This window comes from Methylocystis echinoides, from assembly GCF_040687965.1.
In the GTDB taxonomy this organism is placed as follows: domain Bacteria; phylum Pseudomonadota; class Alphaproteobacteria; order Rhizobiales; family Beijerinckiaceae; genus Methylocystis; species Methylocystis echinoides_A.
Genome location: NZ_CP156084.1, coordinates 2,998,808 through 3,019,143, shown reverse-complemented (window position 1 = coordinate 3,019,143; position 20,336 = coordinate 2,998,808). Strand labels below are relative to the sequence as shown.

Annotated in this window: 20 protein-coding genes; 15 read left to right on the top strand and 5 right to left on the bottom strand. The window is 65.2% G+C overall.

Annotated elements, in window-relative coordinates; genetic code table 11:
* The first annotated feature begins 31 nt into the window (after positions 1–31).
* The 7 genes from trmB (at position 32) to RVU70_RS14805 (ending at position 5,702) form a co-directional block, all read left to right on the top strand.
* A complete protein-coding gene (trmB, locus tag RVU70_RS14835; RefSeq protein ID WP_363347612.1) occupies positions 32–712 on the top strand; it encodes a tRNA (guanosine(46)-N7)-methyltransferase TrmB in 681 nt (226 codons plus the stop codon).
* Between the two features lie 20 nt (positions 713–732).
* The gene (locus tag RVU70_RS14830; protein ID WP_363347610.1) at positions 733–1,626 is read left to right on the top strand and encodes a co-chaperone YbbN; all 894 of its coding nucleotides are present in this window, start codon (positions 733–735) and stop codon (positions 1,624–1,626) included.
* Between the two features lie 26 nt (positions 1,627–1,652).
* Positions 1,653–2,318, top strand: a complete 666-nt coding sequence (locus RVU70_RS14825; RefSeq protein WP_363347608.1) for an LON peptidase substrate-binding domain-containing protein — start codon at positions 1,653–1,655, stop codon at positions 2,316–2,318.
* A gap of 21 nt (positions 2,319–2,339) precedes the next feature.
* Complete coding sequence (locus tag RVU70_RS14820; protein WP_363347606.1) at positions 2,340–2,567, top strand: Trm112 family protein; 228 nt, start codon at positions 2,340–2,342, stop codon at positions 2,565–2,567.
* Between the two features lie 101 nt (positions 2,568–2,668).
* The gene (locus tag RVU70_RS14815) at positions 2,669–3,532 is read left to right on the top strand and encodes an acyl-CoA thioesterase II (RefSeq protein ID WP_363347604.1); all 864 of its coding nucleotides are present in this window, start codon (positions 2,669–2,671) and stop codon (positions 3,530–3,532) included.
* A gap of 324 nt (positions 3,533–3,856) precedes the next feature.
* Complete coding sequence (locus RVU70_RS14810; RefSeq protein ID WP_363347602.1) at positions 3,857–4,195, top strand: P-II family nitrogen regulator; 339 nt, start codon at positions 3,857–3,859, stop codon at positions 4,193–4,195.
* Between the two features lie 34 nt (positions 4,196–4,229).
* On the top strand, positions 4,230–5,702 hold the full coding sequence (locus tag RVU70_RS14805) for an ammonium transporter (protein ID WP_363347600.1): 1,473 nt from the start codon (positions 4,230–4,232) through the stop codon (positions 5,700–5,702).
* Between the two features lie 707 nt (positions 5,703–6,409).
* On the opposite strand, the gene RVU70_RS14800 is transcribed toward RVU70_RS14805, so the two are convergent.
* Entirely contained in the window at positions 6,410–7,633 is a 1,224-nt protein-coding gene (locus tag RVU70_RS14800) for a penicillin-binding protein activator (RefSeq protein ID WP_363347598.1), read from the bottom strand.
* A gap of 193 nt (positions 7,634–7,826) precedes the next feature.
* Here RVU70_RS14800 and rsmI point away from each other — a divergent pair, with 193 nt between their 5' ends.
* The 4 genes from rsmI to RVU70_RS14780 all read left to right on the top strand — a co-directional run bounded on the left by rsmI (position 7,827) and on the right by RVU70_RS14780 (position 11,051).
* Positions 7,827–8,741, top strand: coding sequence for a 16S rRNA (cytidine(1402)-2'-O)-methyltransferase (gene rsmI, locus RVU70_RS14795; protein ID WP_363347596.1), 915 nt, complete (start codon positions 7,827–7,829; stop codon positions 8,739–8,741).
* Positions 8,742–8,812: 71 nt separating this feature from the next.
* On the top strand, positions 8,813–9,193 hold the full coding sequence (locus RVU70_RS14790) for a YraN family protein (RefSeq protein WP_363347594.1): 381 nt from the start codon (positions 8,813–8,815) through the stop codon (positions 9,191–9,193).
* A 51-nt stretch (positions 9,194–9,244) separates the two neighbouring features.
* On the top strand, positions 9,245–10,075 hold the full coding sequence (locus RVU70_RS14785) for a transketolase (protein WP_363347591.1): 831 nt from the start codon (positions 9,245–9,247) through the stop codon (positions 10,073–10,075).
* Positions 10,068–11,051: a transketolase C-terminal domain-containing protein gene (locus RVU70_RS14780; protein ID WP_363347588.1), complete on the top strand. Its 984-nt coding sequence runs from the start codon at positions 10,068–10,070 to the stop codon at positions 11,049–11,051. The genes RVU70_RS14785 and RVU70_RS14780 overlap by 8 nt, the downstream gene beginning before the upstream one ends.
* Here RVU70_RS14780 and RVU70_RS14775 read toward each other — a convergent pair.
* On the bottom strand, positions 11,048–11,806 hold the full coding sequence (locus tag RVU70_RS14775) for a metallophosphoesterase family protein (RefSeq protein WP_363347586.1): 759 nt from the start codon (positions 11,804–11,806) through the stop codon (positions 11,048–11,050). The two genes, RVU70_RS14780 and RVU70_RS14775, sit on opposite strands and share 4 nt — an antisense overlap.
* 153 nt (positions 11,807–11,959) lie before the next feature.
* Between RVU70_RS14775 and RVU70_RS14770 the strand changes: the two genes are divergently transcribed.
* Together RVU70_RS14770 and haoB are read left to right on the top strand one after the other, a co-directional pair.
* Positions 11,960–13,672 (top strand): multiheme c-type cytochrome, encoded by a 1,713-nt coding sequence (locus tag RVU70_RS14770; RefSeq protein WP_363347584.1) that lies wholly within the window; start codon positions 11,960–11,962, stop codon positions 13,670–13,672.
* A 124-nt stretch (positions 13,673–13,796) separates the two neighbouring features.
* On the top strand, positions 13,797–14,762 hold the full coding sequence (gene haoB, locus RVU70_RS14765; protein WP_363347582.1) for a hydroxylamine oxidation protein HaoB: 966 nt from the start codon (positions 13,797–13,799) through the stop codon (positions 14,760–14,762).
* 108 nt (positions 14,763–14,870) lie between these two features.
* On the opposite strand, the gene RVU70_RS14760 is transcribed toward haoB, so the two are convergent.
* Complete coding sequence (locus RVU70_RS14760) at positions 14,871–16,400, bottom strand: PLP-dependent aminotransferase family protein (RefSeq protein ID WP_363347580.1); 1,530 nt, start codon at positions 16,398–16,400, stop codon at positions 14,871–14,873.
* 294 nt (positions 16,401–16,694) lie between these two features.
* Here RVU70_RS14760 and RVU70_RS14755 point away from each other — a divergent pair, with 294 nt between their 5' ends.
* Positions 16,695–16,901 (top strand): hypothetical protein, encoded by a 207-nt coding sequence (locus tag RVU70_RS14755; RefSeq protein WP_363347578.1) that lies wholly within the window; start codon positions 16,695–16,697, stop codon positions 16,899–16,901.
* Positions 16,902–17,182: 281 nt separating this feature from the next.
* On the opposite strand, the gene RVU70_RS14750 is transcribed toward RVU70_RS14755, so the two are convergent.
* Positions 17,183–18,277: an alpha/beta hydrolase gene (locus tag RVU70_RS14750; protein ID WP_363347576.1), complete on the bottom strand. Its 1,095-nt coding sequence runs from the start codon at positions 18,275–18,277 to the stop codon at positions 17,183–17,185.
* Positions 18,278–19,025: 748 nt separating this feature from the next.
* Here RVU70_RS14750 and RVU70_RS14745 point away from each other — a divergent pair.
* Positions 19,026–19,829 (top strand): hypothetical protein, encoded by an 804-nt coding sequence (locus RVU70_RS14745; RefSeq protein WP_363347574.1) that lies wholly within the window; start codon positions 19,026–19,028, stop codon positions 19,827–19,829.
* Here RVU70_RS14745 and RVU70_RS14740 read toward each other — a convergent pair whose 3' ends face one another.
* Positions 19,830–20,084 carry a hypothetical protein gene (locus RVU70_RS14740; RefSeq protein ID WP_363347572.1) on the bottom strand — a complete coding sequence of 85 codons (255 nt, stop codon included), beginning with the start codon at positions 20,082–20,084 and terminating at the stop codon, positions 19,830–19,832. It lies immediately after the preceding gene.
* Between the last annotated feature and the right edge of the window lie 252 nt (positions 20,085–20,336).

The window sequence follows — 20,336 nt, the reverse complement described above, 5'->3', positions numbered from 1 at the left end:
CCCGGCCATTGGCTTTCATTGACGACTGAGCATGACCGAAGAGGCTCATCCGCCGCGGCGCCGGCTCTATGGCCGCTCCAAGGGCAAGGCCCTGCGCCCGCATCAGACCGATCTGATCGCGACGTTGCTGCCGAGGCTCGCGCTTGATCTGTCGCAGCCCCTGCCGCTGCGTCCGGACCATGAAACGCGACTTGAAATCGGCTTCGGCGGCGGCGAGCATCTGATCGAGGCGGCGGCGCGCGAGCCGCAGGTCGATTTTCTCGGCTGCGAGCCTTTCGTCAACGGCATGGCCAAGCTGCTCTCCCGCATCGCGGCGCGCGGGGTCGACAATATCCGGCTCTACCAGGGCGACGCCGCCGAGGCGCTGGACCGCCTGCCGGACGCGTGTCTCTCGAAGGTCTACCTTTTCTACCCCGATCCCTGGCCCAAGCGGCGCCATCGCAAGCGACGTTTCGTCTCGGAAGAGAATTTGGCGCGGCTGGCGCGGGTCTTGCGGCCGGGCGGCGAACTGCGCTTTGCAACCGACATCGACGACTACGCCGCCTGGACGCTGGCGCGGCTGCGCGCTTGCGACGCATTCCGCTGGCGCGCGCAATCGGCCGAAGATTGGCGCACGCCTTGGGAGGGCTGGACGCAAACCAAATATGAGGCCAAAGCGATGGCGGCGGGTCGCCGCCCGGTCTATCTGACATTCATCAGAAAGGCCGACTGATCAGGCAAGGGAGCGGCAGGATGGTCGATTTGGCGAATACGGCGGTCGGTTCGACGAAAGTCGTCGAGACGACGGTGGAGCGTTTTCGCGCGGATGTGCTCGAACCCTCCATGCGCGCTGTCGTGCTGGTTGATTTCTGGGCTCCCTGGTGCGGCCCCTGCAAACAGCTCGCGCCCGTGCTCGAACGGGTCGTCGCTGCGACGGGCGGCAAGGCCCTGCTCGTCAAGATGAACATCGACAACGAGCCGGAGATCGCCGGCCAGCTCGGCATCAAGTCGATCCCGGCCGTGGTCGCCTTTCAGCGCGGGCGGCCCGTCGACGGCTTCGTCGGCGCCTTGCCGGAGAGCCAGATCAAAGGCTTTCTGGAGCGCATCGTCGGACCGATCGAGGACGCGACGGACGCGCTCGAGGCGGCGCAGGCGCTGATCGAGGCCGGCGACGTCGCCGCTGCGCACGAGCTTTTGTCGCAACTCGCGAATGAGGAGCCGCTCAACCCCAAGGCCGTGGCGATGCTGGCGCGCCTTTATGTCGGCGCCGGGCAGCTCGACCCGGCGCGCGCGCTGCTCGATCGCCTGCCCGAATCGGCCCGTAAAGACACCGACGTCGCGGCCGCCCTGGCGGCGATCGAAAACGCCGCGGCCGCGCAGGATCTCGGCGAAATCGAGGACCTGAAGACGCGGATCGCTTTTGATCCCAATGACTTGCAGGCCTATTTCGATCTTGCGCTCGCGCTCAACGCCAAGGACCGGCGCGATGAAGCGGCCAATGCGCTTCTTGAAATCATCCGGCGGGACCGTAGTTGGAACGATGACGGGGCGAGAAAGCAGCTCGTCCAGTTTTTCGAGGCGTGGGGACCGATGGACAAGGCCGCGATTGCAGCGCGGCGTCGCCTCTCCACGATGCTCTTCGCTTGAGAGGGAGCGGCGTTACGCCTGCCCACATGAGCCTGAATTGCCCCTACACGGACATCAGGGAGTTGCCGGAAATCCTTCCGGTCTTTCCGCTCGCGGGAGCGGTGCTCCTGCCGCGCGGCGAACTCCCGCTCAACGTTTTCGAGCCGCGTTACGTCGCGATGATCGACGCCGCCATCTCGGATGAGCGGCTCATTGGCATGATCCAACCGCTCCAGAGCGGCAATGGCGCCACGCCGCCGCAGCTCTTCCAGATCGGCTGCGCCGGCCGCATCACCCGCTTCGCGGAGACGGGCGACGGGCGGTATCTCATCACGCTCACGGGCGTTGCGCGCTTCCGCATCGGCGAAGAAGTCACCGAGCACACGCCCTATCGGCGCTTCAAAGTCAATTACGAGGGTTTTCAGCCGGACTTATTGCCCGGCGCCGGCGAAAACGCCGTAGATCGCGAAAGCATGGTGGCCATGTTGCGCAGCTTCGCCGAATCTTCGAAACTCGAGATCGATTGGGCCAGCATCGACGCCGCGCCCACGGAAACATTGGTCAATGCGCTGGCGATGATGTCTCCGTTCGGCGCCAATGAAAAGCAGGCGCTGGTCGAGGCTATCGATTTGAAGACCCGTGCGGAAACCCTCGTCGCCCTCGCCAAGCTCGATCTGGCGCAACGCGAAGGCGAAGGGCAACAATGGCATTGACCACAACAAAAGGACTCTACGATGAACTATAGCATCCCGGCCGGCGACGAGGCCGCGGAGAACAAAGCCCCCGAGGGGACGAAAGTCGACCCGCGGCTGCTGGAGATTCTCGTCTGCCCGTTGACAAAGACGTCGCTGGATTATGACCGCAATCGGCAGGAGCTGATTTCGCGCTCCGCCCGGCTCGCCTACCCGATCCGCGACGGCATCCCAATCATGCTGCCCGAAGAGGCGCGCCAGATTGACTAGAGCTTTGCGACCGAGCAGGATCAGAGCCGCGTAAGGAAAGGCGTCAAACCGGAAAGCGTGCTCCGAGCGGGCGCTTGCGGCTCGGAGAAAGGCGGATCGGCATGGGTGACGCGCCTGCGCGCGAGCTTCTCGCGCTTTTGGACCTCGAAACTCTCGGCGCGGACCGCTTTCGAGGCCATAGTCCGGCCTCGGCGGGCCATCACCTTTACGGCGGACAGGTTGTGGCGCAGGCGCTTGTCGCCGCGACGCGGACCGTGCCCGCCGACCGTCCGGCGCATTCGCTGCACGCCTATTTCGTGCTCGCCGGCGATCCCCAAATTCCGATAGATTATACCGTCGAGCGCATCCGCGACGGACGCAGCTTTACCACGCGGCGCTGCGTGGCCGCGCAGCGCGGACGTACGATCTTCTCGCTCGAAGCCTCCTTTCAACTGCGCGAGCCGGGTCTCGCCCACGCCGCTGAGATGCCGCAGGCGCCCACGCCTGAAAGTCTCGAGCCGATCAACGAGCTGGTGGAGCGCTTTCGCGCCTTTCTGCCGACGCCCTCCGAGCCCTGGATGCAACGGGCGAGCGCGCTCGACATGCGCGTCGTCGCGCCGGAAACGCTGCTGTCGGCCAGCCGCGCCGGGCAGTTGATCTGGTTCCGGGTGCGGGGCCCGTTGCCCGAGGACGAGCCGGTTCACGCGGCGCTGCTTGCCTTTCTTTCAGACATGACGCTGCTCAATACGGCGCTCGCCGTCCACGGCCGCAATATTTTCGATCCCTTGATTCAGGTCGCGAGCCTGGATCACGCGCTCTGGATTCACGAGGCCCCGCGCGTCGACGGCTGGCTGCTGTATGTGCAGGAAAGTCCGGCCGCCGCTCATGCTCGCGGCCTAACCTTCGGGAAGATCTATGCGCGCGACGGGCGCTTGCTCGCCTCTGTGGCCCAGGAAGGCCTCATTCGCCTGCGCACTAAACTTTAGGCGCCTGCTTAAATCCTAGGCGCAAAAAGTAAACAGCCAGGCCCCGCCTATTTCCAAAGCAAGCACAGTGGCGAGGGCAATGACTCGCCTGATGATTTCGACGCTCACGCCCGGGCCGGGAGGCCCGTGTCGAGTTCCCCCTCTCGACGCTCAATGACCGCAAATCCGTTGGTTTTCCAGCGGGGAAGACGGGTGGCATGGCATTTGAAGGCGAAGGGCGCGAGCACGTGACGTGCTCTCTCCAACGACCGCGCCGCTGCGGCGTCCCGCTTTGCGCAGAAGCGGCGCCCGTCCAAGGGGTCGATAACAAAACAGGATTGGCAGATGAAAATCGTGACAGCGATCATCAAGCCGTTCAAGCTCGATGAGGTCCGCGACGCGCTGACGAATATCGGCGTGCACGGCCTCACCGTGACGGAAGTCAAGGGCTACGGACGGCAGAAGGGGCACACGGAAATCTATCGCGGGGCTGAATACGCCATTAGTTTCTTGCCGAAGCTCAAGATCGAGGTCGCGGTGGGCGCCAGTGTCGTCGACAAGGTCGTCGAAACGATCACCGCCACGGCCCGCACGGGACAAATCGGCGACGGCAAGATCTTCGTGAGCCCCCTCGAGCGGGCCATTCGCATCCGCACCGGCGAATCCGACGCCGACGCGCTCTGATCCGCCCCCTCCCCGTCCATTCTGGAGCCTCCACATGAAACTTCTCATGCCTCGAAGCGCGTCTGCGGCTTCGATCCTCGCGGGAGCGGCGCTGATCGCGCTGGCGGGGCCGGCTTTCGCCGGCAACGATCCCACGCCGCACCCGGGCGACGTCGCCTGGATGCTGACGTCGACCCTGCTCGTGCTGATGATGTCCGTTCCCGGTCTGGCGCTGTTCTACGGCGGCCTGGTGCGCACGAAGAACATGCTGTCGATCCTGACGCAGACCTTCGCCATCGTCTGCCTCGTCGGCATCATCTGGTCGATCTACGGCTATTCGCTCGCCTTCGGCGACGGCGGCGGACTGAACCATTACATCGGCGGCTTCAACAAGCTGTTCCTGAAGGGCGTCACCGCCTCCAGCAACTCGCCGACGTTCACGCCCGGCAAGGTCATTCCGGAATATGTCTATTTCGCCTTCCAGATGACCTTCGCGATGATCACGCCGGCGCTGATCGTCGGCGCCTTCGCCGAGCGGATCAAATTCTCGGCGGTTCTGCTCTTCGTGGCGCTCTGGGTCACCTTCATTTACTTCCCGATCGCCCATTGGGTGTGGGGCGTGGCCGATCCCAACGCGCTCGTCGACGCGGCGACGCAGCTCGCCGCCGCGGGCGATGAGACCGCCAAGGCCGCCGCGCAGGCGAAGATCGACGAGATCGCCGGCAACGTCGGCTGGCTCGCCGGCAAGGGCGCGCTGGACTTCGCGGGCGGCACGGTCGTCCACATCAATGCGGGCATCGCGGGCCTCGTCGGCGCCATCATGGTCGGCAAGCGCATCGGCTACGGTAGGGAAATCCTGGCGCCTCACTCGCTGACGCTGTCGATGGTCGGCGCCTCGCTGCTGTGGGTCGGCTGGTTCGGCTTCAACGCCGGCTCCAACCTCGAAGCCAATGGCGTGACTGGCCTCGCCTTCGTCAACACCATGGTCGCCACCGCCGCGGCGGGCCTCTCCTGGATGCTCACGGAGTGGCTGGTCAAGGGCAAGCCCTCGCTGCTCGGCCTGATCACCGGCGCGGTCGCCGGCCTCGTCGCCGTCACGCCCGCCTCGGGCTACGCCGGCCCGATGGGCTCGATCATCCTCGGCCTCGCGGTTTCGCCGATCTGCCTGTTCTTCGTCGAGTTCGTTAAGCACAAGCTCGGCTATGACGACGCGCTCGACGTGTTTGGCGTGCACTGCATTGGCGGCATCACCGGCGCGCTGGCGACCGGCCTGCTCGTCAACCCCGCCTTCGGCGGCGTCGGCATCACCGACTATACGAACCTCGAGAGCTTCGTGGGCACATATGACATGGCGGCCCAGATGAAGGCGCAGGCCACCGCGGTCGTCGCGACCCTGCTCTTCTCCGGGATCGGTTCCGCGATCCTCTACAAGGTCGTGGATATCATCGTCGGTCTGCGCCCGGCCCCCGAACAGGAGCGCGAAGGCCTCGACATCGCGGACCACGGCGAGCGCGCTTACAACTACTGAGGAACTGGTCTTCTCCCGGACCGAGACCGGAAGCGGCGCCCACGGGCGCCGTTTCTTTTTGGCGGCCGAAACGGTCGGGCGACGAAATCCCGGGACTCGACTCTCCTCCACTCCGGGAAGATGGCTACCGCTCCCTGTCGCCTGAAGCAGGAGGTGGTCCTGGCCCCCTTCTCCCTCTCCCCGCAAGCGGGGAGAGGGTTGGGGTGAGGGGCGCGGGGCGTGACGACACGCGGACCCCGCGACATGCCTGACGCGGGCCGCGGGACCGCGAAGAGGCCGGACATCCGTCTAACGTCGCGGCTCAGCCTCCCGGCCCCTCACCCTGCCCTCTCCCCGCGAGCGGGGAGAGGGTTCTGCTCCCGCAAAGTGAAAAAGGTCCTGGCCGGCTTCTCCCTCTCCCCGCAAGCGGGGAGAGGGTTGGGGTGAGGGGCGCGGGGCGTGACGACACCCGGACCCCGCGACATCCCTGACGCGGACCGCGGGGCAGCTAAGAGGCCGGACATCCGTCTAACGTCGCGGCTCAGCCTCCCGGCCCCTCACCCTGCCCTCTCCCCGCGAGCGGGGAGAGGGTTCTGCTCACCCGAAGTGGAGAAGGTTCTGGCCGGCCTTCTCCCTCTCCCCGCAAGCGGGGAGAGGGTTGGGGTGAGGGGCGCGGGGCGTGACGACACCCGGACCCCGCAGAGAGGAAAGCTACAGATCGCGGCCGATCAAGCGCCGTTCCCGGTGAAATTCCGCGGCGCCGGCGAGATGATCTTGGCCGAGCCGCCGCCGATCTCCAGAATGGACAGGCCGCGCTCATTGGTGCCGTCGGGCTTGAAACGGAAAACGCCGTCGGCGCCGTTGAAGCCGGAAGGGTTGGTCAGCACGTTCTCGGAATAGCGCTGCGATCCCTGCGAACGCGACAGCGCGATGGCGAGCGACACGGCGTCATAGGCAAGGGTGGCGATACGCGCCGGCTCCGAGCCGAATTTCGCCTTGTAGCGCTGCGCGAAAGCGTTGAAGCCGGCGTTCTCGGGCGCCGTGAACCAGGCCCCCTGCAGGGCCTGCAGGCCCAAGGTGCGCGAATCATTCCACAGGCCCGTGCCGATGATCTGCACTTTCTTCGAATCGAGCCCGTTCGCGGCGAGATCCTTCGACAGGGCGGTCATGGCGTCGGCCTGCTCGGGAATAAACAGCGCGTCGAACTGGTCGCGGGCGGCCGCCAGGCGCTGAACGGATTCGCCAGCCGCTCCCGGCTTATAGCGCTCGATCAGCGGCACGCGCAGGCCTGCGTTGGCGGCGCTCTGCTGGAACTGAGCCATGGCGAGCGTGCCATAGTCGTTCTCCGGCACCAGCGCCGCGACGGATTTCTTGCCCTTCTGGGCCGCGTAGGCGAGGCCGCGGTCGACATGCCCCTCGACGAGGAAGGACAGCAGATAATTGCCGCGCCCGGCCGCCGAGGTGTCGGTCGAAAAGGCGATGACGGGCTTGCCCGCCCCGCGCGCGACGCGTCCGACCTCCCGCACGTCCGGCGCGAAGACCGGGCCGAGAATGATCTCCGCCCCCTCGTTGATCGCCGCCTGCGCGGCCGCGGCGGCGCCCGCCGGGGTGGAGTTGTCGTCCTTTACCAGAATAGTGACGTCGCTCGTCCCGCTGTCGGCGTAGGCGAGCTTCGCCGCGTTGCGCAACGACGCGCCGACTGCTGACGGCCCGTTCGGCCCGGTGAGCGGCACGATGAGCGCGACCTTGACGGCCCCGTCGCCGATCCGCTCGCTGGCGTCGGCGACGGCGACCTGACCGGCGGAGCCCGGCGCCCCGACATTCAGATTCTTCGCGCCCCGCATGCCGGCGGGATTGCAGGCCGCGAGCGCCAGCGCCGCAACGCCAGCCAGGAGGCCCCAGTTGCGGATGCGCTTAAAGACGCCAGAAAGGCCTGCCGGGTAAATATTCATCCAGATTAACCCCCTCCGCGCGCGCCAAACGAGCCTCGGCGCGCGTTAAGCTACGCATAGGGTCCGTTTCCAGAACCGAAAGTCAATAGACCCTTTCTGGGCAAAAATTTGAGGCCTTGCCGGGGCGGCTCTGTCTGTTCCATATTCCGAACGATCGATCGACAAAACGAACGACACAAGGAGCGATCTATCCATGGCCAGCGAAGAGGCCCCCTTGCCCGCCGCGGGCTACACGGCCTTCGGCTTGCGCGCCGAGGCGGAAAGACTGGAGCCGGGACTTCACGTCGTGGCGACGCCCATCGGCAATTTGAAGGACATCTCTTTCCGCGCGCTCGCGACGCTCGCCGCCGCCGACGCCGTGATCGCCGAGGATACGCGCGTCACCAAGACGCTTCTCGCCCATTACGGCATAGCGACGCCGCTCGTCGCCTACCACGAGCACAACGCCCGGCTGATTCGCCCCCACCTGCTCGCGCGGCTCGAGTCGGGGGCGACGCTGGCGCTCGTCTCCGACGCCGGCACGCCGCTCGTTTCCGATCCCGGCTTCAAGCTGGTGCAGGAGGCCCTGGAGAAGGGCGTGCACGTGACCTCGGTGCCCGGCCCTTCAGCCGTTCTGGCGGCGCTCGTCGTCGCCGGCCTGCCGACCGACCGGTTCTTTTTCGAGGGCTTCCTGCCCCATAAAAGCGGGCCCCGCCGCGCTCGGCTTGCGGAACTTGCGCCGGTGCCGGGCACGCTGGTGTTTTTCGAAAGTCCCCGCCGCCTCGCCGAGACGCTGGCCGACTGCGTCGCCGTGCTCGGCCCACGCGACGCCGCCATCGCCCGCGAACTCACCAAGATGTACGAGTCGGTGCGCCGGGGACGCCTCGACGAGTTGTCGGAGGCGCTCGCACATGAGGAGCCGCCGAGAGGCGAGATCGTCCTGCTCGTCGCGCCTCCCGAGGAAGGCGCGACCGCCCTGGCCGAGGCCGATCTCGACGCCAGGATCGGCGAGGCGCTTGGCTCCTATTCCGTGAAAGACGCGGCCAGCGTCGTCTCGGCGGCGACCGGCCAGCCACGCCGGCAGGTCTATGCGCGGGCCCTGCAACTGGCGGCGGAGAAGGGGAAATAAAGCCCCTTCCTCCCCCGCTTTGTGCGAGAGGGCCTTAGACGGCGGGACGCGTCAGGGTTAAGCTTGGGCGCATGGACAGACGCCGCGCCGCCTACGCCTATGGCCTCCGAGCCGAGACCCTCGCGACCCTGTGGCTGCGCGCGCGCCTCTATAAGATACTCGATCGCAATTACCGCGTGCACGGCGGCGAGATCGACATCGTCGCGCAGCGCGGGCGAACGATCGCCTTCGTTGAAGTGAAGGCGCGCGGGGCGTTCGAAGACGCCGCGATCGCCATCACGCCGCAAAAGCAGCGGCGCTTCCGCCGCGCCGCGAATCGCTGGCGCGCGACCCACCCCTGGGCGGCCGGCTATACGCTGCGCGCCGACGCGATCTTCATCGCGCCCGGCGGATTGCCGCGCCATGTCGAAAACGCCTTCGCGCTCGAAGGCGACATGGCTAACGCTTTCTAAACAAGCTTGAGCGAGACTTTTCTTTCGTACGATTCCAAGCGCGGAGACCCTATGCCTTTGCCCCGAAACTTCGACACGGTCGCGCTCGCCAAGCGCATCCGCCTCGACGTCGTCCGGATGACCAGTCGCGGGAGAAGCTCGCATGTCGGCTCTGCGCTCTCCATCGCCGACATTGTGGCGACGCTGTATGGCGCGGCTCTCGATGTCGATCCCGCACATCCAAAAAAGCCCGACCGCGATCGCTTCGTGCTTTCCAAGGGCCACGCGGGCGCGGCGGTCTATGCGGCGCTGGCGGAAACAGGCTTCTTCGACCCCTCGCTTCTCGATCAGCACTACCAAAATGGCTCGATCTTCTCCGGCCATGTCTCGCACAAGGGCGTGCCGGGCGTGGAGCTTTCGACCGGCGCGCTCGGGCATGGGCTGAACGTCGCGACCGGCATGGCGCTGGCGGCGAAGCGCGCGGGCGAGAGGTGGCGCGCCGTCGCCCTCCTCTCGGACGGCGAATGCGACGAGGGCTCGACCTGGGAAGCCGCGATGTTTGCGGCGCATCACAAGCTCGACAACCTCGTCGCCGTCATCGACTACAACAAGCTGCAAAGCCTCGCCTCCGTCGCCGAGACGCTGGCGCTCGAGCCCTTTGCCGACAAATGGCGGGCCTTCGGCTGGTCGATCGCAGAAGTCGACGGGCATGACCACCCGCAACTTCTCGCCGCCTTCGACCGCCTGCCGTTTGCTCAGGGACGGCCGAGCCTCGTCATCGCCCATACGACGAAGGGCAAGGGGGTTTCCTTCATGGAGAACGAGGTGGCCTGGCATTATCGCGCCCCGCTCGGCGCGCAATTCGAGGCGGCGATCGCCGAGCTGGAGAGCCCCGATGCGTGACGCCTTCATCGAGACCTTGACGGAGATCGCCGCGGATGATCCGCGCGTCATGCTCATTACTGGCGATCTGGGTTTCGGCGTCATCGACAGATTCGCCGCGCGTTTCCCCAGCCAATTTCTCAACGCCGGCGTCGCCGAGCAGAACATGACGTCCATCGCCTGCGGCATGGCGCTGTCGGGCTGGCGCGTCTACACTTATTCGATCGCCAATTTCCCGACTTTGCGCTGCCTCGAACAGGTGCGAAACGACGTCTGCTACCATAATTGCGACGTGACGATCGTCGCGGTCGGCGGCGGCTTTTCTTACGGGCCGCTCGGGATGTCGCATTTCGCGACCGAAGACCTCGCCATCATGCGCGCGCTGCCGAATATGCGCGTCGTGGCGCCGACCGAGACATGGGAGGCGCAGGACCTCGTCCGCGATATCGCCCGGACGAAGGGTCCCGCCTATCTGCGCATCGACAAGGACGCCGGGGGCGTCGCGCGGCGCGACGGCGAGCGCGCGCATCTGGGCAAGGCGCGCCGCGTGCGCGACGGCGCCGACGTCACCCTCATCGCGACAGGCGCGATCCTGCGGGAGGCGCTTGTCGCCGCCGAGCGTCTTGCCGCGCAGGGCGTCGACTGCCGGATCGAGGCCATGCATACGGTCAAGCCGCTCGACGAGGCGGCGATCCTCGCGGCGGCGCGCGAAACCGGCGGCATTGTGACGATCGAAGAACACAGCCGCATCGGCGGGCTCAAAGGGGCCGTCGCCGAAACGCTGATCACGGCCGGCGTGCGCGCAAGCTTCTTCAGAAGCATTGCGCTCTGCGACGCATTTCCGACGATCGTCGGCGATCAGGCCTATTTACGGGGACGCTATGGGATGGACGCCAAAGCGGTGGAGGCGGCGATCGTCGCGGCGCTCGCCGAAGGCGCGCCTTTGGCGAGATTGGCTGCGCAGGCGAAGTGGGAGACCGCTGGAGAGGGCGCCTAATGCGCGGTGTTGATGAAACGCCGCTCCTCGCCCTCGAGCGCGACGGCCGTCAGCACGCCGCTCTTGAAAGCATGCGTGTCCAGATTGATCCGGTTCTCGAGGCTTTCCGGCTTCATATGCGGCGTATGGCCGTGGACGATCACTTTGCCGAAATCGCCCTTGTATTGAAGAAACTCGTAGCGAATCCACATCAGATCGCCGGGGTCCTGCCGCTCGAGCGGCACATGCGGCCGCACGCCGGCGTGGCAGAAGAAATAATCTCCATATTCCGCCGAATAAGCCGTCTCTTCCAGAAAGCGGCGATGTGAGTCGGGAAACCGCGCGAGAAAAGCCGCCTGAACCCCCCGCGCCCCGCCGCGCCGCATTTCATCGCCGGGATCGAGGCCGTAGGAGACGAGCGTCATCAGCCCGCCGAAACTGACCCATTGCGGCAATGACGGCGCGTCGTCGAGGAAGCGCAGCATGGCGTCCTCGTGATTGCCGCGCAGCGTCACGATGCGCGTCGGAAAATCCGCCCGAGCCAGACGCTCGACCACGCCGCGCGAGTCGAGGCCGCGATCGACATAGTCGCCGACAAAGACGGTCAGCGCGTCCCGGACCGGACGCGCCGATAGATCGGCGTCGATCCGCTGCGCCAGTCGGGCGAGAAGATCGGCGCGGCCATGGATGTCGCCGATGGCGTATATCCTCGTGCCCTCGGGCGCTTTTGCTTTCGACATGCTGCGTTCCGTCTCGACCGCGGGCCACTCTCTCATTTATTCTCCAAATCGGCTGGCGGCGAGCGGCGCAGCGCTGGAAGACGGGAGCTCGAGTGGCGCCATTTGCGTCCGAAGCTGTGGTCCTTCCCTCTGGATGCTCCGCTATTCGACAATGCGGCCACAGGGGGATTCTCGCGCGCCGAGGGGAATATGTTGAATTTTGGAGCGGTTATCCGCCGTCGCTTTGGCGTCGGCCTTTTTGCGCTTGTCGGCGCGATCATGGCTGCGCTTGCGCCAGCCTTGGCGGAAACGCCTGACGAAACCTACAAGGCGCTGGGCCTCTCCAAAACAGCCACGCCCAAGGAACTCTATGACGCGCTGGAGAAGCGCTATCACGACGAGGCCCAAGGCGCCGGGAAGGGCTCGCTCTCCAAATATTGGGAGCCCATTCCGATATCGAAATACCTAAACCCACAGAGCTTCTACAAGCCGCCGCAGACAATCGACGTCGACGCCTCGCGCGCGCAATGCGTCGAGTGTCACCAGCAGACGACGCCCGGCTGGGCGCATAGCTGGCAAAAGAGCGTCCACGGCAATCTCGACGAAATCCGCAAGCTGCCGGACACGGATTCGCGCGCCTATAAAAAAGAGATGATCAAGGAGGTCGAGGCGAACCTCCACTCGATGGGCGCGCTCAAGGCCGGCGAAAACTTGAAGGAGGTGGGCTGCATCGACTGCCACATTGGCGTCGGCAAGGATCACGGAAGCCATAAGGCCGAACTGAAAATGCCGGATGCGGCCGCTTGCGGGCAGTGCCATGTGCAGCAGTTCGCCGAACGCGAGTCGGAACGCGACACCTTCACCTGGCCGCAGGATCAGTGGAAACCCGGCCATCCCTCGCACGCGCTCTCCTACAAGGCCAATGTCGAGAACGCAATCTGGGCGGCGATGGAGCAGCGCGAAGTCGCGGAAGGATGCACCTTCTGTCACACGCCGCAGACGACCTGCAACTCTTGCCATACGCGCCATGAGTTCTCGGCCGTCGAAGCCCGCAAGCCGCAGGCCTGCGCGCAATGCCACAATGGCGTCGATCACAATGAATTTGAGGGCTATATGCTCTCGAAGCACGGCACGGTCTATCAGGCGCGCGGCGATCAATGGGACTGGAACGCCCGCCTCGCCGACGCGCTCGAGAAGGGCAATATGAACGCCCCGACCTGCCAGTTCTGCCACATGGAATATCAGGGCAAGTTCACGCACAATATGGTGCGCAAGGCGCGCTGGGCCTTCATGCCGATGCCCAAGATCGCCGACAATCTGAACCATCCCTGGTTTACGCAGCGCAAGGAGTCCTGGGTCTCCACCTGCTCCAACTGTCACTCAGACAGTTTCGCCCGCGCCTATCTCGACGGCATGGACAAGGGCGTGATTTCGGGCCTCGAGATCACCGAGAAATCGCGCAGCGTTCTCGTGAAGCTCTTCAACGACAAGCTGCTGCCCGGCCAGACGACCAACCGCCCCGCGCCGCCGGCGCCGGAGAAAGACGAGGCCGGCGGCTTCTTCCAGCTGTTCTGGCAGAAGGGCAACAACCCCTCGGCTGTGGAGTATGAATTCGCCGAGATGTGGGAGCACCATCAGATCAAGCACTATAAGGCGCTCGCCCATATGAACCCCGGCGGCTACACCTATTCCGAAGGCTGGTCGCAGCTCATCAAGAGCGCCGCGCGCATCAATGACGAGGACACGCGTCTGCGCGAGGCGGCGGCGATCCGCGCCGAACTCAAGCGCATCTCCGGGACGAAGCATGGCGAGCTTTATGATCTCGACTCGCCGGCGCGCCGCGCCTGGGCCGCGGGTCTGGGCGTGCTTGCCGTGCTCGTCGGCGGCGGCCTGCTCATGAAGCGCGATCGGAAGAAGGCGTGACTTTGCCCCCTCTCTGTCCCTCCCCCGCTGACGCGGGAGAGGGAACGCTTGCGATCTACGTTGCTAGAAAAGGCCACGCTCTGCTCCGTCTCCCGCGAGGCGGTGCAGGGTTGGGAAGGGGGTTATGAGGAACATCATTGGCGCGGCGCTGCTCGTCGCGGGCCTCGGCCTCCTCGGCTGGGCCGGCTATTCCGCCTTGCGGCCGGCTTCGCATTACGCCTTGACCCTCGCCCCTGCCCCGACGGAAGACGCGAAAGAAATCGGGGCTCTCAACCTGCCTCCCGCAGCGCTGCAACGCATCGAGATTACGAGCCCCGAAGAGCGCCGCCCGGTCGCACAAGGTCTCGTAGCGCGTGATGGCGAACGGCTGGCTCCGATCGTTTGGCGCAACGAAGTAACCGAGCCGATCCTCTTCGCCGACGTCTCCGCCTCGGACGCCACGAAAGTGTTGACTGCGATCGCCGCGCATGTGCCCGAGGGCGCCGTCGTGCTCGCCTGGTGGGATCTCTCGCGCGGCATTCGCGCCGCGGCCAAGAAGGATGCGCCGCTCGACGATCCGCAAGCGAGGGGTCTTCTCATTCCGCGATCTTGGACGGAAGGCGCCGCCGCCGAACGCCAGCGCTGGGGCGCCGGAGCGGCGCCGCAGGCGGCGGAGAGCTTCGGCCAATTCATCGACGCGCTTCTTTCCGACGAGCAGCAGGGCGCCGCGGCGCTGGCGAAGCTGGCGCAAGGCAGGCCGGCCTATGTCGCCGTGCATATTTCCGATGTTTGGAAGGCGGCCGCCGCGCGACCGGAGCGCCTATCGGTCGCTTATAAGGATTTCCCCTCCGCCGGCGTATCGCATGGCGTCATCAAAACGGCGACGCAGTGGATGCGGGAACAGAAGATCGACGGCGGCTTCGCGGTCGAGCCGATCGGCGGCGCGACAAGGCTGCATTATTTTCAGCGGAAGGGCGACAGCGACACGCTGCTGGCGAAGCTCCTGCCCTTCTCGACCTCGAATCCGATGCAGTTGGAAAAACTGGAGCTCGTCTATCAGCACAAGGGCTGGTGGGTTTACCGTTTGAAGCAGGATGGCGGTTTGAATTAACGCTCCGGCGAACCCCACCGGGCGCCGGCCGCCCTCCCCCCGTCAATGGGACAGGGGCGACCCTTCTTGCGGAAGGGTCTTCGCCTTCAAGCTGCGGACGGGTCCGCCTTACCCCTTCAACGCCCCTGCGAGCCGCGCAATGCCGTCCTCGATCTCCTTCTCGGAGAGCGCGACGAAGCCCAGCATCAGCAAACGGTCGGCCCCGTCGTTCTTATCGAAGCGCAGAGCGGAGCCCGTCGCGAGGGAACAGACGCCGACGCCAGCGGCAAGGCCCTTCGCCTCGACCTCCTCGGCGCTGGGAAAGCCCTCCGGCAATTTCCAGACGAGATGCATGCCGGCCTGCTCGCCATAGACTTCGCATTCGCCGAAATGCTTGTGCAAAGCGCCGAGCAGCGCGTCGCGGCGTTCGCGGTAGAGCTGGCGGATGCGGCGCAGATGGCGGCCGAACTCGCCGCTCGCCATGAAATCCGCCATGGCCGCCTGCTCCAGCCAGCTCTGGCCGTTGTTCATCAACATTTTCATGCGGCGGAAGCTCTCGACGAGGCGGCGCGGCGCCACCACATAGCCGAGCCGCAGCCCCGGCCCCATGCATTTGGAGAAGGTGCCGAGATAGATGACGCGCTCGTTGCGATCGAGACCCTTGAGCGCGGTCAGCGGCGAGCCCACGAAGCGGAAGTCGCTGTCGTAGTCGTCCTCCATGATGTAGGCGTCATATTGCGTCGCCCAGGACAGAAGCTCGATGCGCCGCTGCAGGCTCATCGTCACGCCGACCGGATATTGATGCGAGGGCGTGACATAAGCGACCGCGCCGTTCACATGCGGCAATTGCGTGACGTCGAGCCCGTCCCTGTCGATCGGCACGGGATGCAGCTTGGCGCCAAGACTTTCCAAAACGAAAGCCGCGCCCTGATAGCAGGGGCTCTCGACGACGGCCGTGGAGCCCGGATGCACAAGAAGCCGCCCGACGAGATTGAAACCATCCTGGCAGCCGCCGACAATGATGATCTGTTCCGGATCGCAAACCACGCCGCGCGCGGGCGCAAGATGTTTGGCGATGGCCTGACGCAGCTCGAGCAGGCCCGCAGGATCGCTGTAACTCGTCAACTTGGATCCTGCGGACTTGAGCCGCGCCTTGATGTGTTGCGACCACGCCTTCATCGGGAAAGTGCGGGCGTCGGGACGGCCGACCCAGAAATCCGCGGCGAGCCGGCGGCGGTTCGGGTCCGCGAGCCGATGCGTGCGCAGATGCGGCGCCTCCTCGCCGGCGCCTGACCCGTCCGTCACCTGCATCGGCGGGGGCGTCGCCGTCGTCTCGCCGGCGGAGAGGAACGCCGTGTCCGGAAGATCGGGCGACACAAAGGTCCCGACATAGGGCTTGGTGCGAATATAGCCTTCGGCGATCAGCCGCTCATAGGCGAGCACGGCCGTGTTGCGGGAGACGCCAAGCTGCACGCTCAATTCGCGCGTGGTTGGCAAGGGATCGTCGCCCCGCAGCTGGCCGTTGAGAATCATGGTGCGGATCTGATCGAAAATCTGCGTCTGCAGCGTCGATTTCTCTGACTCTCTCAAGATGATCGACAGCTGCACATGGCCGCTTCTGATGACCGGAGACGTACGACCGAGTGTGGCGATGCTCATCATGTGCTTTGTTCGTCCATGGTTAACGCAAGCGATCTGGACTGCCGTGACTGCAGGGTTAAGGCGGCCTAACGCAACCGCATAGAGCCACGACGCATGGTTCCAGTGGAACCACAACCGCAAAGACCGCGACCAAAAAGCGCAACCAACGGCTGAATGCGCGAAATCGTCAAAAAATCGCTAATCCCCCCACTGGCTCCACCAACAGGCGCGCGGCTGGCGCTTTCCAAAGCCGCCGTCCTGCGAAAAGCTGCGAACCACATAAGAACCCGAACAAACGCCGGGGAGGGGACAGTGTCGCTCGCAAAATCGAAAATCGTGCCGACGGCCTTCTGGGTCGGCTTTCTCGCCCTCGGCTTTGTCACGAGCGTCGGCGCTCCCGCCAAGCATCGCGTCGAACACGCCTCGCGCGCAGTAAAGGCCCTCCAGGCCGACGAGGCGGTCGTTGCGCAGTCCGAGAAGCCGTCGCAGCTCGAGCTCAAGGCGGCGGCGCGAGATTGACCCGGGCGTGGCCAGCGCATGGCGGCCACTGAAGCCCCGATCCAGCAAGCGCGTCGCAGGCTGCTTGTCAGCCGCCGCGCGACTCCCTATTTCTGCAAAACGGGCGAGCCTTCAGGGTCGCCGGAACGAGCGGCCCGAGCGCGGATGGAGCGACGGGCCGTTTTGCTGAGAGGGAGAGGGCCAATGCCCGACGGGCTTTTCAGAGTTGTTCTTATCGGCTTCATCGGCTTCTTCATCGGGGCTGTGCTCGTCGGCTGGATGTACGGCTGACCGGTCGGAGGTCACTGCCCCAGCCGCGCGTCGAAAAAGCGCGCGATTTCTTCGAAGATCTCGCGGGACTCAGGCACATCCGGGCCGGCGAATTGTCCGTGGCTCATGCCTTCATAGACATTGAGATCGGCGAAGACGCCGGCGCGGCGCATATTACGATGGACGCGCACGGTATTGGATAAGAACAGATCGCGGGTCCCAGCGGTCAGGATCGTCGGCGGGAAGTTTTTGAAATCGCCATAAACAGGCGAAAGATAGGGATCCTTCAGGTCGTGGCCGTTGGCGTAGAGCTGCGCCGAGGCGGCAAGCCATCCGTCCCACGTCACCAGCATGTTGTCGACATATTCGTTGGCGTAATAGCTGTCGCCCACCTTGTTGAGGTCCGACCAGGGCGTCAACGCGGCAACAGCCGCCGGCAGCGGCAGGCCCTCGTCCTTGGCGCGCAAGACCGTCGCGAGCGCCAGCCCGCCCCCGGCCGACGCCCCGAAGATCGCCATATTCTGCGGCTTCACCGTCTGCGCGAGGGCCTCCCAGACGGTCAGCGCGTCGTCCAGAGCAGCTGGAAACGGCGCCTGCGGCGGCATGCGATAATCGATTGAAATGACCCGGAAGCCGCCGATCCCGGCCATCACGATCGCTTCCGTGGTCGCCGCTTCGCCGCCGCCCGCGACAAAGCCGCCGCCATGCAGATGAACGAGCAGCCGATTGCGGTTGCTGGAGGGCAAAGCGGCGGGCGTCACGATATAGGCTTTCACGCCCGCAATTGTCGCCGGCTCGACGCTGACCTTGAGCGACTTGCGCAACTCGGCGAGCGTCTTCGACCAATCCATATTGAATTGCTTGTCTAGCGCCGCCCACGCTTCATTTGTATTCGGCGGCGGCGTCAGCACATTTGCGGGATAAGGCGCGCGGATGAGGGCCTGCAATTGCTTGCTCACGTCGCCCGGCACAGGAAGGACGCGGGCGGGAACCCGACGCGGCCCGGCCACGGCGTTGTCGGCGGCGGCGGATTGGGTCGCCCCCGAGGGCAAAAGAATTTTGCCCCACGCGACGGGCGCGAGCGCGATTAGGCCGCACAGCAAGAGGGAAACGGGGATGGTCTTCACGCCCGATCCTAACAGTCTATCGACCACCATACGCGGCCCTTGCAGAACCCCGCGCGGCCGTCCGGAACCCTACGACGATCTGCGGCAAATCTGCGCCAAGCGAACAAAGTGGCAGCGCAATCAAAGATGTAGCGCCAAGCAACCTCATGATTCCATGTCCAATTCCACCTTATCCTAAACCTTAACGGAAGGTTGACGCTTGGTACGCGCAAGGTCCCTCGCTATAGTCAAGCTCAAGCCGCTCGATTCTCTGCCCGTTTCGAGTGGTCAGGTCCGGCGCGTGGGCCCCCCATGCGCCGGACCGCGCCTCGCCTGCCGCGCAGGCGCGCTTTTCTTCCCTGCCCTGCAAAATGATGACTTGCGGCCCTTTTGCAATGGGCTCGCGATGGTTCTTGGAACGCGGTTCGAAACCAAGGCCTGTTTTCGACTCTCAGCGTAGCGGGAGGTCCGGCTTCCGCCGGGGCGACCGATCGGCCGTCTCTCTCCTGGGGGGCCGAAATTCCCCTTGTCTGGCGCTGATCGGGCGGGCATCCTTCCGCCTGCGGCGTGGGGGAGAACGCCTATGCATTCCGATCCGCGTTTCTGGGCCGTGTTTGTGGCGATCTTTATGGGCCTCGGGCTGGCCGTCATCAACATCGCTGTAAAAGTGCACATGTTTCTCGACCTCACGAGCGTCGAGTAGCCTGGCCATGGCGGCGTTGGCTGCGCGGCGATAAAGTTCCGGCCATAGAGGTTGGGGCATAGAGACATGTTCGAAGACGCGCCGCTTTGGGCCATCTTTTTGCTGAGCGTCGCGCTCTTCGGGATTGCTTCTGAAACCGGCCACTGGCTTGCCCTGGGCAGTCGGCGGGAAGCCAACATCGCCACGATCGAAGCCTCGATCCTGGGCCTTCTCGCGCTGATGCTGAGCTTCTCCTTCGCCATGGCCGTCACGCGCTTCGACGAGCGGCGCGCGGCGACGCTCAAGGAGGCCAACGCCATCGGCACGGCCGCCCTCCGCGCGCGGCTTCTGCCTTCCCCCTATGCCGCCGAGAGTCTCGACCTGCTGCGGGACTATGTCGCCATACGATCCGACGCCGCGAATGTCGCGTCGACGCCCACCGAGGCCGCGATAGCGCGATCGAATGAGCTGCAGGAGCGCCTTTGGCGCGTTGTCCGGGCCGCGGCGGCCAGGGACAACGCCATGGTTCCGACGGGGCTCTATATTCAGGCGCTCAACGACATGGTCGACGCCCACGAAGGCCGGCTCACCGCCTTCCGCCACCGGGTGCCGCACGTCATCATCGTTGCGCTCTACGGCATGGCCGCCCTCGCCATCGGCTTCACGGGATATGCGAGCGGCCTGGAGCGGAAGCGCTGGCGGCTTCCGGTCTATCTCGTCACGATCCTCGTCGCCGCGGTGATCCTGCTCATTCAGGACATCGACCGGCCGGACTCCGGGTCGGTTCGGGTCAGCGCGGAGCCGCTGTCTAACGCAGCCGCGTCGATCGCCGGCTACGCCAGGGCCGCCGCTGGGGCGCCGGAGCGGGTCCCGCCCCTCCCGGCGCGCTGATCAGCTCACGCGTCTTTCGTCCGAGGATTGCGAGCCCGACCCGCGGGAGCGCTCGGCTTCATACTGCTCCAGCATATCGTCGAGCTCTTCCATATGGAGCTTCAAACGGGAGAGCGTCGCAGCGGTGACGTCCGCCCACCCATGGCCGCGGTCCTCTCCGAGCCGGCACCGCCCCGTTTCCAGCGAGACGATCAGCTTTCGCGCCCGCTGCCGCTCCTGGCGGCACCACTCTACGATTTCCAGCAATGCGTTCATGGCCTTTCTCCAAATTGGAGCCAAGAACGACATAGAGCCGCGCTCGCGAAGGTCTAACTTTTTGGTCTAGTGGGACGACTGGACGCCGCTGACAGAAACGCCAACGCCCCGGCTCAGAACGCCATGCACGCGGTAGGGAAACGACGTCACCCCCATCTCGATTATGGCGATCGACGCCAAAACGTTCCTCTTCGACCCCGGAACAGGGAAACGCCCCGGGCGGTTTTTCGATCGGGGAACAGGGAGGATTGG